Origin of the sequence: Pseudomonas sp. HLS-6 (genome assembly GCF_002753995.1) — a bacterium.
GTDB classification, from domain to species: domain Bacteria; phylum Pseudomonadota; class Gammaproteobacteria; order Pseudomonadales; family Pseudomonadaceae; genus Aquipseudomonas; species Aquipseudomonas defluvii.
In genome coordinates this window covers 306,498-318,650 of record NZ_CP024478.1, presented here as the reverse complement: position 1 = coordinate 318,650, position 12,153 = coordinate 306,498, and the positions used below count along the sequence as shown (strand labels likewise).

The window sequence follows — 12,153 nt, the reverse complement described above, 5'->3', positions numbered from 1 at the left end:
TAGGGTCAAGCAATCTGCCGGGGAATGTGCAATGAAAATCGGTGAACTGGCCAAAACGACTGACTGCCCGGTGGAAACCATCCGCTACTACGAGCGCGAAGGCCTGCTGCCAGAGCCTGCGCGCAGCGAGGGTAATTACAGGCTCTACACCCAGGCGCATGTCGAGCGCCTGACCTTTATCCGCAACTGTCGAACCCTCGACATGACCCTGGATGAAATCCGCAGCCTGCTGCGTCTGCGCGACAGCCCGGAGGCTCAGTGTGAAAGCGTCAACGCGCTGATCGATGAACATATTCAGCACGTCAAGGCACGGATCGACGGGTTGCTGGCCTTGCAGGAGCAGTTGCTGGAACTGCGCCAGCATTGCCACGCCCAAGAGGAACAGTGCTCGATCCTGCAGCATCTGGAGGTCAACGGGGCGGTCACCGCGCCGGGCGCAGAGCATTCACACGTAGGCCGCAGCCACGGCCACTGATGGCCCTCACAGTGCCTGGGGATTAACCGCCAACTGCGCCTTGACCGCCTCTGCCTGCTGGCGCAGGGCGTCCTCGAACAGGCTGACCAACTGTGACGGTGGCCGATGCAGGGGTTTGACGATATTCACGGTAAAGGGAATCGGCACCGTGAAGGGACGGATCTGCACACCCTGGCCAACGAAGTCCAGGGCGGTCAGCGGGTTGACGATCGCCAGGCCAATCCCCTCGCGGACCATTGAGCACACCGATGCCGCACTGTGGGTGTCCAGTACCAAGCGCCGCTCGACCTGCGCTTGCCGGAAGATTTCGTCGATCTGCTGCCGGTAGGTGTCCAGTGTGGACAGGCTGATAAAGGGTTGCCCGGAAAAGTCGGCGGGCGCCAGGCGTTGCTTTTCCAGCAACGGATGCCCGTTGGGCAATACACAGACCTCATCCACAGTCATCAGCGGCGATAGCACGGTGCCAGGCGGCGTGCTGCTCACCTCGGTCAGGCCGATGTCGTGCCGCTGCGCGGAGAGCCATTCTTCCAGCAAAGGCGATTCTTGCTGGCTGATGGTGACACTGGCCTTGGGGAACTGCGCCAGAAAGCGCTGGCAGGTCTTGGGCAGCAGCGACTGGGAAAACACCGGCAGGCAAACAATCGACAACTGCCCCTGCTCGAACTCGCGCAGGGCGTCCACCGTATTGAGAATGCGATCAAGGCCAAAGTAGGCCCGCTGCACTTCCTCGAACAGCGCCAGCGCCTGTGAGGTCGGTCGTAATCGACCGCGGGCCCGCTCGAACAGCTTCAAACGGGACAGTTGCTCGAAGCGCGCCAGTTCACGGCTGACGGTCGGCTGCGAGGTGTGCAGCATGGCGGCGGCCTCGGTCACGCTGCCCGAGGTCATGACCGCACGGAAAACCTCAATGTGACGCAAGGAGATGGACATGGGCCGCTCGGGAGATCGAAAGCCATATCATAAATGAATGACCTCACGGCAAATTGATATTTTATGCCGCCCCCACCTTTCTCCATGATGCAGGCCATCCACGCCCCGCCACGCCGGGGCCGCGCCAAACCCCAGGGAGAACATCATTGGAACACGCCGCCGCACAACGTCCAGGCCCATGCCGGACCACCGCCATCACCGATAGCATGCTGACCCGGTTGGTCGCCGAACACGGCACCCCACTGTGGGTGTACGACGCCCAGGTAATTCGTCAGCGCATCCAGCAACTGGCGGGCTTCGACACCATCCGCTTCGCACAGAAAGCCTGCTCGAACCTGCATGTATTGCACCTGATGCGTGAAGCGGGGGTAGCGGTTGATGCCGTGTCACTCGGTGAAATCGAGCGCGCACTCAAGGCCGGCTTCAAAACCGGCCGCACCTCAGGTGCTGCCGAAGTGGTGTTCACCGCCGACCTGTTCGACCGGGCCACCCTGAACCGCGTGGTAGAAACGCAAATCGAGGTCAACGTGGGCTCGATCGACATGCTTGAGCAACTGGGCGAGCGCTCCCCTGGGCACCGGGTCTGGCTGCGCATCAACCCGGGCTTCGGTCACGGCCATAGCAACAAGACCAACACCGGCGGTGAAAACAGCAAGCACGGAATCTGGCACGAGCAGCTGCAAGAGGCGCTGGCCCAGGTTCGCAAATATCAGCTGCATCTGGTCGGCCTGCATTTCCATATCGGCTCGGGCGTGGACTACTCCCACCTGCAGCGAGTATGCAGCGCCATGGTGGAACTGATTGGCCGCCTGGACCACGACATCGAAGCGATCTCTACCGGTGGCGGGCTGTCGGTACCTTACCGCGATGGCGAGCAGGCCGTAGACATCGCGCACTACCTCACGCAGTGGCGTGAAGCCAAACAGCAGATCGAGCAGCAGTTGGGTCACCCGGTGCGCCTGGAAATCGAGCCGGGTCGTTTTCTGGTGGCCGAGTCCGGCCTGCTGGTCGCTGAAGTACGCGGGACCAAGCCGATGGGCGGCAACCACTTCACACTGGTCGATGCCGGCTTCAATGACCTGATGCGCCCCTCGATGTACGGCAGCTACCACGAGATTTCACTGATTCCACAGCCTGGCACCGCGCAGGCGCCGCGTCCGCCGCGCGCTACCGTGGTAGCAGGCCCGTTGTGCGAATCCGGTGATGTGTTTACTCAGCTTGAAGGCGGCATTGTCGAATCGCGCCTGCTGCCGTCGGCTCAGGTGGGGGATTACCTGGTGTTCCATACCGCCGGTGCCTATGGCGCGTCGATGTCGTCGAACTACAACAGCCGCGGGCATGCCGCTGAAGTACTGATCGACGGCGAGGCCTGTCGGTTGATCCGCAAACGCCAAAGCCTTGAGTCGTTGCTGGCGCTTGAACTGGACGCCTGAGGCTGTAACCAAACACAACACAGGCCGCAATGGCCTGTGTTGTGAGGCGGCGGTCAGACCGCCATTGGCGCGGTCATCGGCGCATGGTGCTCGTAGCCTTCAAGGCTGAAGTCGCTCGGCTCGATCAGTTCCAGCCACTCGGGCTGGTAAATACCCGTCTTGGCGAATTCCGGCACGCGGTCGGAGATCACCAGCTTCGGCGCGGCCAGTGGTTCGCGCTTGAGCTGCTCGTTGAGCATGTCCAGGTGGTTCTCATAGACGTGCGCATCGCCAATGAAGTAAGTGAACCAGCGTGGCGTGTAACCGGTCAGACGGCCCACCAGCGACAGCAGTGCAGCGCCTTCGGTGAGGTTGAACGGCGTGCCAAGGCCCAGGTCGTTGGAGCGGATGTAGAGGGTCAGGGAAATTTCCTTGGTCTCGACATTCGGGTGGAACTGGTACAGCAAGTGGCACGGCGGCAGGGCCATCTCGTCAAGCTGGGCACAGTTCCAGCCGTGGAACAGGATGCGTCGGCTGCCTGGGTCATTGATGATGGTGTCGACGCACTGGCGAATCTGGTCAATGGCCTTGTACAGCACCACGAACGCTTCACCGTCTTCCTCAGCCTCGGCAATCGTCTGGAAGCCCTGGCTTTGAGCGAGCGCGATGGCAGCCGGGTTACTCAGCGCAATACGTTTGTACGCCGGCCACTGGCGCCATTGCACGCCGTAGATTTCACCCAGGTCGTCGGCGCCCTGACGGAACGGGTTGGCCAGCCACTGCGCATTCTCGTTGGCGTTCTGGTCCCAGACCTTGCAGCCCAGTTCGCGGAACTGCGCAGCGTTCTTCACACCGCGCAGGAAACCGACCATCTCGCCAATGGCTGACTTGAACGCCAGGCGGCGGGTGGTGATGGCCGGGAAGCCCTCCTGCAGGTCGAAACGCAGCATGGCACCGGGGAAGCTGATGGTGCGGATGCCGGTACGGTTACCCTGCAGGGTGCCGTGCTTGATCACGTGGGCGACCAGATCTAGATATTGCTTCATGACTTACCTGTTTCAAAACAGGCAGAGGCGCACCCCTGCCTTACACATTTAAAGCGCAGCGCCCTTGGCGGTCGGCGCGCGGCGATAGGCCCACCAGATCAACCCGATACCACCGAGGATCATTGGTACGCAAAGCAGTTGGCCCATGGTCAACCAACCAAACGCGATGTAGCCCAGTTGCGCATCGGGCACGCGGACGAACTCGACGATGAAGCGGAAGATGCCGTAGAACAGCGCGAACATACCGGAAATGGCCATCGTCGGGCGTGGTTTGCGCGAATACAGCCAGAGAACCAGGAACAATGCCACACCTTCCAGTGCAAACTGGTAAAGCTGCGACGGATGGCGCGGCAATTGTGCCGGATCACTGAAGGGCGGGAAGACCATGGCCCACGGCACATCGGTCGCCTTGCCCCACAATTCGGCGTTGATGAAGTTGCCGATACGCCCCGCACCCAGGCCAATCGGTACTAGCGGTGCAACGAAGTCCATCAGCTCAAAGAACGACTTGTTGTTACGCTTGCCGAACCACAGGGCCGCCAGCATGACGCCGATAAAGCCGCCATGGAACGACATGCCGCCCTTCCAGACTTCGAAAATCAACGTGGGATTGGCCAGGTACGCACTCAGGTCATAGAACAGTACGTACCCCAAGCGGCCACCGACAATCACCCCCATGGACAGCCAGAACACCAGGTCGGAAAGCTTTTCGCGGCTCCAGGTCGGGTCGAAACGCTTCAACCGGCGCGATGCCAGCAGCCAGGCGCCGCCGATGCCGATCAGGTACATCAGACCGTACCAGTGGATTTTCAGCGGCCCGATGGCCACGGCCACGGGGTCGATATTCGGATAAGGCAGCATCAAACGTCCTCTATTCTTAAAGCAAAAAGCTCAGGCCGACACAAAACAACAGTGCGGCAAACAGCCGTTTCAGCAGGCGGGGCGACAGCTTGTGGGCCAGCCGCGCACCAAAACGGGCAAAAAACATACTGGTCAGGGCAATACCCAACAGCGCCGGTAAATACACGAACCCGAGACTATGCGCTGGCAACAACGGGTCGTGCCAGCCCAGAACCATGAAACTTAGCGCACTGGCCAGGGCAATCGGGAAGCCGCAGGCCGATGAAGTCGCCACCGCCTGCTGCATCGGCAGGCTGCGCCAGGTCAAAAACGGCACGGTCAACGAGCCGCCGCCAATGCCGAAGATCGCCGAGGCCCAGCCGATTACACTGCCGGCAGCGGTAAGGCCGGCTTTGCCAGGGATACTGCGGCTGGCCTTGGGCTTGAGGTCCAGCGCCATCTGCAGGGCAATGATCAGGGCGAACACACCAATGATCTTTTGCAGGTTCGGGCCCTGGATCGCCGAGGCGGTTTTCGCACCAATGCCGGCGCCGATCAGGATCCCAAGGGTCATCCAGATGAAGATCGGCCACTGCACCGCGCCTTTGCGATGGTGTTCGCGAATGGCATTGACCGAGGTGAAGACGATGGTCGCCAACGAGGTGCCGACCGCCAGATGGGTCAATACCGAGGCGTCAAAGCCCTGCGCGGTGAAACTGAAGACCAATACCGGCACGATAATGATGCCGCCACCAACGCCGAACAGCCCGGCCAGCACGCCTGCACAGGCACCCAGCACTAGATAGAGCAGGAATTCCATTGTCGCCCCCGGAAAATTCTGTCCGGCATGGTAACGGAAGCCGGGGTAATGGCTCCAGTGGCTCGCAGCGAAGGCTCTGTTACAGTGAGTGAAAACCCAGGAAAGTCCAGCCATGTGCCTGATCGTTTTTGCCTGGCGACCGGGGCATCCCCAGCCGCTGATCGTTGCCGCCAACCGCGATGAATTCTATGCCCGCCCTGCCCAACCGCTCAGCCATTGGGCCGATGCGCCAGGGGTGTATGCCGGCCGCGATCTGGAAGCCGGTGGCACCTGGCTGGGCGTCGGCCCTGCCGGTCGCTTCGCCGCACTGACCAACATCCGCGACCCCGACCAGCCTCTGGGCCAGCGCTCACGGGGCGAGTTGGTGTCGGGGTTTCTGACCGGGACGCAGCCTATCGAGGCCTATCTGGATCAGGTGGCCAGCCGTGCCTCGGAGTACAGCGGCTTCAATTTGCTGCTGAGCGATGGGCAACAGTTGGCGTACTTGAGTGCGCGGGAGGCCACACCTAGGCTGCTGGATACCGGCGTCTATGGCCTTTCCAATGCCGGGCTCGACACACCTTGGCCCAAGTTGCTCAAGGCCCGTGCCGCGCTGCAGGCACAGTTGCATGAGCCTCAGCCCGAGGCATTGTTGACGTTGCTGGCCGATGGCCAACAGGCGGCAGAAAGCGAACTGCCGGAAACCGGCGTAGGCATGGCCACGGAGCGGCTGTTGTCGAGTGTGTTCATTGCCAGCCAGAGCTACGGCACACGGGCCAGCACGGTGCTGCTGGTGTCGGCAGATGGTTCGCGGCAGTTGGTAGAGCGCAGCTTCGGGCCCTTTGGCGGGCATTTGGGCGAGGTGGCATTGCACCTATGACCCTATGAAATGCGAACCTATGAAATGCGCGGTGCCTGAGAGACAGGCACCGCGCAAGGTTATAGCGATGACGCGGCGTAGCAGCCCCTACAAGGTCTTCGGCGACGCCGGGTTGATCATCCGCGCCAGGCCCAGGTTCTTCAGGGCCAATTGCAGCGAGCTGTGGATAACTTGCGGGTTGTCGATCTTCATGGCCTGGGCCAACAGGTCCTTGGACTGGCTCAGGCTGATCTGACGCAGCATCCACTTCACCTTGGGCAGGTTGGTGGCGTTCATCGACAGGCTGTCAAAGCCCATGGCCATGAGCAGCACCGCCGCCGCCGGATCACCGGCCATCTCACCGCAGATACTCACCGGTTTGCCTTCGGCATGAGCGTCGTTGACTACGTTCTGCAACGCTTGCAGCACCGCCGGGTGCAGGTAGTCGTACAGGTCGGCAACCCGCGGGTTGTTGCGGTCGACGGCCAACAGGTACTGCGTCAGGTCGTTGGAGCCGACCGACAGGAAGTCCACCATGCGTGCCAGTTCGCGGGTCTGGTAGACCGCCGCAGGAATCTCGATCATCACTCCCACCGGCGGCATCGGCACATCGGTGCCTTCATCACGCACTTCGCCCCAGGCGCGGTGGATCAGATGCAAGGCCTCTTCCAGCTCATGAATACCGGAAATCATCGGCAGCAGAATGCGCAGGTTGTTCAACCCTTCGCTGGCCTTGAGCATGGCGCGGGTCTGCACCAGGAAGATCTCCGGGTGGTCGAGGGTCACGCGGATACCGCGCCAGCCGAGGAAGGGGTTGTCTTCCTTGATCGGGAAATAGGACAAGGCCTTGTCGCCGCCGATGTCCAGGCTGCGCATGGTCACCGGCTGCGGGTGAAACGCCGCCAGTTGCTCGCGGTAGATCGCCAGCTGTTCCTTCTCGCTGGGGAAGCGCTGGTTGATCATGAACGGGACTTCGGTGCGGTACAGGCCGACACCCTCGGCACCGCGCTGCTGGGCGCGGGCGACATCGGCAAGCAGGCCGGTGTTCACCCACAGCGGCATGCGATGGCCGTCGGTAGTGATGCACGGCAGCTCGCGCAGGGCGTCGAGCCCCTGAGCCAACTGGCGCTCCTCTTCCACCACCTCGGCATACTGCTTGCGCAGTACCTCGCTGGGGTTGGTGTAGACCTCGCCGTGGTAGCCGTCGACGATCATCTGAATGCCGTCGACCTTGGAGTACGGCAGGTCGACCAGGCCCATGACCGTCGGAATACCCATGGCCCGGGCCAGGATCGCAACGTGGGAGTTACCCGAACCCAATACCGAGACCAGGCCCGCAAGCTTGCCCTCAGGCACTTCGCCAAGCATGGCAGGGGTCAGCTCTTCGCTGACCAGAATCGTGTTGTCGGGATAGACCAGCGTCTGCTGGCGGGCCTCCTGCAGGTAGGCCAGCAGTCGCCGGCCCAGATCCTTCACGTCGGAAGCCCTCTCCCGCAGGTAGTCGTCGTCCATCAGCTCGAAACGGCTGACGTGCTCGCCGACCACCTGACGCAAGGCGCCTTGGGCCCATTGGCCGGTCTTGATCACCTGCACGACTTCACCGCCCAGGGCAGCATCTTCGAGCATCATCAGGTAGACGTCGAACAACGCCCGCTCTTCTGGGCGCAACTGGGTAGCCAGCTTGGCCGAGAGGGTGCGCATGTCGTTGCGCACGCCTTCAAGGGCGTTGTTGAACAGGCTTAGCTCGGCGTCGATGTCCGTGACGGTCTTATCCGGCACGACGTCGAGGTCGGCCGGCGGCAGCATGACCACGGCGGTACCGACCGCTGCACCCGGCGAACCCGGCACACCGACGAATTTGGCTTCCTGGATACCTTTGCCTTGGCGGCCCAGGCCACGGATCGAACCTGTCGCCTCGGCATGGGCGATAACCCCGGCAAGCTGCGCGCTCATGGTCACGAGGAAGGCTTCTTCGCCCTCATCGAACTGGCGGCGCTCTTTTTGCTGGATAACCAGAACACCAACCACGCGACGGTGGTGGATGATCGGCGCCCCGAGGAACGAGGCAAAGCGTTCTTCGCCCGTTTCGGCAAAGTAGCGATAACGCGGGTGATCGGCGGCGTTTTCGAGGTTCAGCGGCTCTTCGCGGGTGCCCACGAGGCCCACCAGGCCTTCGTTGGGGGCCATGCTGACCTTGCCGATAGACCGCTTGTTCAGGCCCTCGGTGGCCATCAGGACGAAACGGTTGGTTTCCGGGTCAAGCAAGTAGACCGAGCAGACCTGACTGCCCATGGCCTCTTTGACGCGCAAGACAATAATCCCCAACGCCGTTTTCAGATCCTTGGCGGAGTTAACTTCCTGGACGATCTTGCGCAGCGTATTGAGCATGGCTCGGGGTCGAACTCCGTCGTCAGTCGCGCGCCAACAGGCGCGGTGCAAGCTCTTTGAGAGCGCGGCGGTAAACCTCGCGCTTGAATGTCACCACCTGGCCCAGCGGGTACCAATAACTGACCCAACGCCAGCCATCGAACTCCGGTTTCCCGGTCAAATCCATCCGCACTCGCTGCTCATTGGACACCAGGCGCAGGAGAAACCATTTCTGTTTCTGGCCGATACACAGCGGTTGGCTGTGGGTACGCACCAGGCGTTGGGGTAAACGATAACGCAACCAGCCACGGGTGCAGGCAAGAATTTCAACATCATGTCGTTCAAGCCCCACTTCTTCGTTCAGCTCGCGGTACAAGGCCTCTTCTGGTGTTTCCTCGGGGTTGATCCCGCCCTGGGGAAACTGCCAGGCATCCTGGTTGATACGACGAGCCCATAGCACCTGCCCGGCATCATTCGTCAGAATGATCCCGACATTGGGGCGAAAACCATCGGGGTCGATCACGGCAGCAACCTCGCAAACGCATGTCCCCGCATTGTTCCACAAAGCCCACAAGGCCAGCAACGCGCCTGCGGACCTTATGTGCATCGATGTGAAAAGTCCGTATTCTTAAGGCCTTTTCAGATGTTATGCGAGTGACTGCAATGCGCCTGGCTTTATTCGATCTGGACAATACTCTCCTTGGCGGTGACAGCGATCACGCATGGGGCGATTACCTCTGCGAGCGCGGCATTCTCGACCCTGTCGAGTACCAGAACCGCAACGATGCCTTCTATCAGGACTACCTGGCCGGCAAGCTGAATCTGAATGACTACCTGAACTTCAGCCTGGAAATCCTCGCCAGAACCGAAATGGCGCAACTCGACGAATGGCACCGCGACTTCATGCGCGACTGCGTTGAGCCGATCATTCTGCCCAAGGCCCTCAGCCTGCTGGAAGAGCACCGTAGCGCAGGCGACAAGCTGGTGATCATCACCGCCACCAACCGTTTCATCACGGGCCCGATTGCCAAGCGCCTGGGCGTACAAACCCTGCTGGCAACCGAATGCGAGATGGTTGATGGCCGTTACAGCGGGCGCAGTACCGATATACCGTGTTTCCGTGAAGGCAAAGTGACACGCCTCAATCGCTGGCTACTGGAAAACGGCTTCAGCCTGGAAGGCAGCCATTTCTACAGCGACTCGATGAACGACCTGGCACTGCTGGAAGCGGTCGAACACCCGATTGCGGTCGACCCGGATCCGAAACTGCGCGCCGAAGCCGAAAAGCGTGGCTGGAGAGTCATCAGCCTGCGTGACTAAGGGCTGAAGGCAATCAATCGCCAGCACGCCCTGCACCCAATTGGGGCAGGGTGTACTGGCGACAGGCGCGACGATTACACCGGTTTAGCGACCATCAGGCCAATGATGCTGAGGAAAATAACCGCGCTCAGCGCTGCCAGTATCACGACCGAACGTCGACTGGCTGTGGCCTTGCCCAATCGCCCCACCAGCAGCAACCAGCACACGCACCCCAGCAGGTAGAGTACGGCCCCGCCAAGCAGCCAGGCCTGCCCCAGCGGCCAACCGATCAGGTGCACCAGCCACCAGCCACTGAAGGGCAGGCTGAACAGGCTCAGGCCCATCAGAATCCAGACGAACAACCAGGGCCGCTGCAGGCTCGTCGCTGGGCCGGCTACCGTATTGGCGCGCTGACGCCACGCCTGGAACACCAGACCCAGCGCACACCCCAGCGACAACGCCGTCGCCAGGCCATGCAACATTTTCATCACGCTTAAAGTTTCCATACGAAAGCATCCCGCCCCGTCAAAGCATCGTCTTGAGCGTAGCAGCCTCAGCCGAGGAACAGCCGGTACGCCGGGTTCTCGGTTTCATCCCAGTAGGGGTAGCCGATCTTGGCCAGCGCTGCGGGCACCAGATGGCGCTCTTCGTCCGGCACCTGCAAACCTGCAACCACACGGCCGTCAGCCGCACCGTGGTTACGGTAATGGAACATCGAGATGTTCCAGCGCCCACCCAGTTTGTTGAGGAAGTTGAACAGCGCACCCGGACGCTCTGGAAACTCGAAGCGCAGGACCATCTCGTTGCTGACACCCGCCGCATGACCTCCGACCATGTGCCGGATATGCAACTTGGCCAGTTCGTTGTCGGTCAGGTCGAGCACCGGGAAGCCCTGCTCACTCAGGCTTTGCAACAAGGCGCTGCGCGGGTCGGTGTCAGGATGGGTTTGCACGCCAACAAAAATATGGGCTTCGCCCTCGGCGTGGTAACGGTAGTTGAACTCGGTGATCTGGCGCTTGCCAATGGCCTCGCAAAACGCCTTGAAGCTGCCCGGTTGCTCAGGGATGGTCACGGCAATGATTGCCTCACGCCCTTCACCCAGCTCGGCGCGCTCGGCCACATGGCGCAGACGGTCGAAGTTGACGTTGGCACCGGAGTCGATGGCCACCAGCGTCTGGCCGCTGACACCGCGCAGTTCGACGTATTTCTTGATACCCGCCACACCCAGGGCACCCGCAGGTTCGGTGATCGAGCGGGTATCGTCGTAAATATCCTTGATCGCCGCACAGATCTCATCGGTACTGACGGTAATGACCTCGTCGACGTAGTCTTTGCAGATCTCAAAGGTGTACTGGCCGATTTGCGCGACTGCCACGCCATCGGCGAACAACCCGACCTGCGGCAATACCACGCGCTCACCCGCAGCCATGGCGGCTTGCAGGCAATTGGAGTCATCCGGCTCGACGCCGATCACCTTGATCTCCGGGCGCAGGTACTTCACGTAGGCCGCGATACCGGCAATCAGGCCACCACCACCGACCGGAACGAAGATCGCGTCCAACTGGCCCGGGTGCTGGCGCAGAATCTCCATGGCCACGGTACCTTGGCCTGCGATGGTGTGCGGGTCGTCGTAGGGGTGGATGTAGACGAAGCCCTTCTCATCGACCAGTTTCAGCGAATAGGCCAGCGCTTCGGGAAAGGAATCGCCATGCAGCACAACCTTGCCACCACGCGAGCGCACACCTTCGACCTTGATCTCGGGCGTGGTCTTGGGCATGACGATGGTTGCCTTGATGCCCAACTCCTTCGCCGCAAGTGCTACACCCTGGGCATGGTTACCCGCCGACGCGGTGACCACGCCACGGGCGAGTTCCTCGGGGGTCAGTTGGGCCAGCTTGTTGTAGGCGCCACGAATCTTGAAGGAGAACACCGGCTGCAGGTCTTCGCGCTTGAGCAGCACGGTATTGCCCAAGCGCTTGCTCAGCTGCCCGGCACGTTGCAATGGCGTTTCGACAGCGACGTCATAGACGCGCGAGGTGAGGATCTTCTTGACGTACTGTTCGAGCATCGGGAAAGCATCACTGGGCGGCTGGGACAAGGCCTGGGAGTCTACCCCAGCGCCCTGT

General features: G+C 61.3%; 12 protein-coding genes. 4 read left to right on the top strand and 8 right to left on the bottom strand.

Going from position 1 to position 12,153, the window contains the following annotated elements:
• Window positions 1-31 precede the first annotated feature (31 nt).
• The gene (cadR, locus tag CS390_RS01430; protein ID WP_065757992.1) at window positions 32-475 is read left to right on the top strand and encodes a Cd(II)/Pb(II)-responsive transcriptional regulator; all 444 of its coding nucleotides are present in this window, start codon (window positions 32-34) and stop codon (window positions 473-475) included.
• 6 nt (window positions 476-481) lie between these two features.
• Here the strand turns inward: cadR and CS390_RS01425 are convergent, their stop codons facing one another.
• Window positions 482-1,405, bottom strand: coding sequence for a LysR family transcriptional regulator (locus CS390_RS01425; protein WP_065757993.1), 924 nt, complete (start codon window positions 1,403-1,405; stop codon window positions 482-484).
• A gap of 194 nt (window positions 1,406-1,599) precedes the next feature.
• Here CS390_RS01425 and lysA point away from each other — a divergent pair, with 194 nt between their 5' ends.
• Window positions 1,600-2,838, top strand: coding sequence for a diaminopimelate decarboxylase (gene lysA, locus CS390_RS01420; protein WP_218195303.1), 1,239 nt, complete (start codon window positions 1,600-1,602; stop codon window positions 2,836-2,838).
• Window positions 2,839-2,891: 53 nt separating this feature from the next.
• On the opposite strand, the gene CS390_RS01415 is transcribed toward lysA, so the two are convergent.
• Genes CS390_RS01415 through CS390_RS01405 form a run of 3 tightly spaced genes read right to left on the bottom strand, consistent with a single transcriptional unit; the run spans window position 2,892 to window position 5,523 of the window.
• Window positions 2,892-3,863: a thymidylate synthase gene (locus tag CS390_RS01415; protein ID WP_099773312.1), complete on the bottom strand. Its 972-nt coding sequence runs from the start codon at window positions 3,861-3,863 to the stop codon at window positions 2,892-2,894.
• Between the two features lie 48 nt (window positions 3,864-3,911).
• Complete coding sequence (gene lgt, locus CS390_RS01410; RefSeq protein WP_099773311.1) at window positions 3,912-4,724, bottom strand: prolipoprotein diacylglyceryl transferase; 813 nt, start codon at window positions 4,722-4,724, stop codon at window positions 3,912-3,914.
• Between the two features lie 16 nt (window positions 4,725-4,740).
• Entirely contained in the window at window positions 4,741-5,523 is a 783-nt protein-coding gene (locus CS390_RS01405; protein ID WP_099773310.1) for a sulfite exporter TauE/SafE family protein, read from the bottom strand.
• A gap of 112 nt (window positions 5,524-5,635) precedes the next feature.
• Between CS390_RS01405 and CS390_RS01400 the strand changes: the two genes are divergently transcribed.
• Complete coding sequence (locus CS390_RS01400; RefSeq protein WP_065757997.1) at window positions 5,636-6,382, top strand: NRDE family protein; 747 nt, start codon at window positions 5,636-5,638, stop codon at window positions 6,380-6,382.
• An 87-nt stretch (window positions 6,383-6,469) separates the two neighbouring features.
• Here CS390_RS01400 and ptsP read toward each other — a convergent pair whose 3' ends face one another.
• Both ptsP and CS390_RS01390 read right to left on the bottom strand, forming a co-directional pair.
• Complete coding sequence (gene ptsP / locus CS390_RS01395) at window positions 6,470-8,749, bottom strand: phosphoenolpyruvate--protein phosphotransferase (RefSeq protein ID WP_065757998.1); 2,280 nt, start codon at window positions 8,747-8,749, stop codon at window positions 6,470-6,472.
• A 22-nt stretch (window positions 8,750-8,771) separates the two neighbouring features.
• The gene (locus CS390_RS01390; protein WP_065757999.1) at window positions 8,772-9,251 is read right to left on the bottom strand and encodes an RNA pyrophosphohydrolase; all 480 of its coding nucleotides are present in this window, start codon (window positions 9,249-9,251) and stop codon (window positions 8,772-8,774) included.
• A gap of 140 nt (window positions 9,252-9,391) precedes the next feature.
• Between CS390_RS01390 and CS390_RS01385 the strand changes: the two genes are divergently transcribed.
• The gene (locus CS390_RS01385) at window positions 9,392-10,048 is read left to right on the top strand and encodes an HAD family phosphatase (RefSeq protein WP_099773309.1); all 657 of its coding nucleotides are present in this window, start codon (window positions 9,392-9,394) and stop codon (window positions 10,046-10,048) included.
• Window positions 10,049-10,122: 74 nt separating this feature from the next.
• Here the strand turns inward: CS390_RS01385 and CS390_RS01380 are convergent, their stop codons facing one another.
• Together CS390_RS01380 and ilvA are read right to left on the bottom strand one after the other, a co-directional pair.
• The gene (locus tag CS390_RS01380; RefSeq protein WP_099773308.1) at window positions 10,123-10,533 is read right to left on the bottom strand and encodes a DUF2269 family protein; all 411 of its coding nucleotides are present in this window, start codon (window positions 10,531-10,533) and stop codon (window positions 10,123-10,125) included.
• A gap of 47 nt (window positions 10,534-10,580) precedes the next feature.
• Window positions 10,581-12,095 (bottom strand): threonine ammonia-lyase, biosynthetic, encoded by a 1,515-nt coding sequence (gene ilvA / locus CS390_RS01375; protein WP_065758002.1) that lies wholly within the window; start codon window positions 12,093-12,095, stop codon window positions 10,581-10,583.
• Window positions 12,096-12,153 lie beyond the last annotated feature (58 nt).